Origin of the sequence: Roseateles aquatilis (assembly GCF_002205645.1) — a bacterium.
Classification (GTDB): Bacteria; Pseudomonadota; Gammaproteobacteria; order Burkholderiales; family Burkholderiaceae_C; genus Roseateles; species Roseateles aquatilis.
The window spans coordinates 1-590 of record NZ_NIOF01000048.1 but is presented as its reverse complement, the minus strand read 5'-3'; the positions used below and the strand labels follow the sequence as shown (position 1 = coordinate 590).

At 71.0% G+C, this 590-nt stretch carries 1 protein-coding gene; it reads left to right on the top strand.

Going from position 1 to position 590, the window contains the following annotated elements:
- On the top strand, positions 1–590 hold a 590-nt coding region (locus CDN99_RS27975; protein WP_310732499.1), incomplete at both ends, for an RHS repeat domain-containing protein.

The following is a 590-nucleotide window of genomic DNA, read 5'->3' as shown; positions in this document are numbered from 1 at the left end:
TTCGCGCGGGTGTATTACGACCGCGCGGGCCGCAAGATCCGCAGCGTCGCCGAGGGCTTCGACGGCGCCGGGCAGCCCGGCAACGCGCGGCTCATCGCGCAGGACGTGGACTACAACGCCTACGGCGTGGCGGTCACGTCCACGCAGCCGTACTTCCTGGACACCGGCTCGTCCACCACCGGCGGCGGCGCTTACGGCGTCACCATGACCGAGTACGACGCGCTGGGGCGTGCTACGGCGGTCTACACGGCCGACCCGGCGGTGAGCAACCCGCTGCGCGGCGGCAACGCGGGCGGCAACGCCGGCACGATCAGCGTGCCCGGGCGCGGCGCGCGGCAGATGGCCAAGGCCAGCGTCGCCTACGACGGGCTGAACTCCATCGCCACCGACGACCAGGGCCACCAGCGCATCGAGGAGAAGAACCTGGACGGCCAGGTCATCCGCAGCACCGACGCCACGGGCGCGCAGGTGCTGCAGCAGTACGACGCCTTCGGCAACCTGGTGATCACCAGGGACCCGCTGGGCAACCGCATCCAGATCGACTACGACGTGCGCGGTCGCAAGCTCGTCATGAACGATCCCGACGCGGG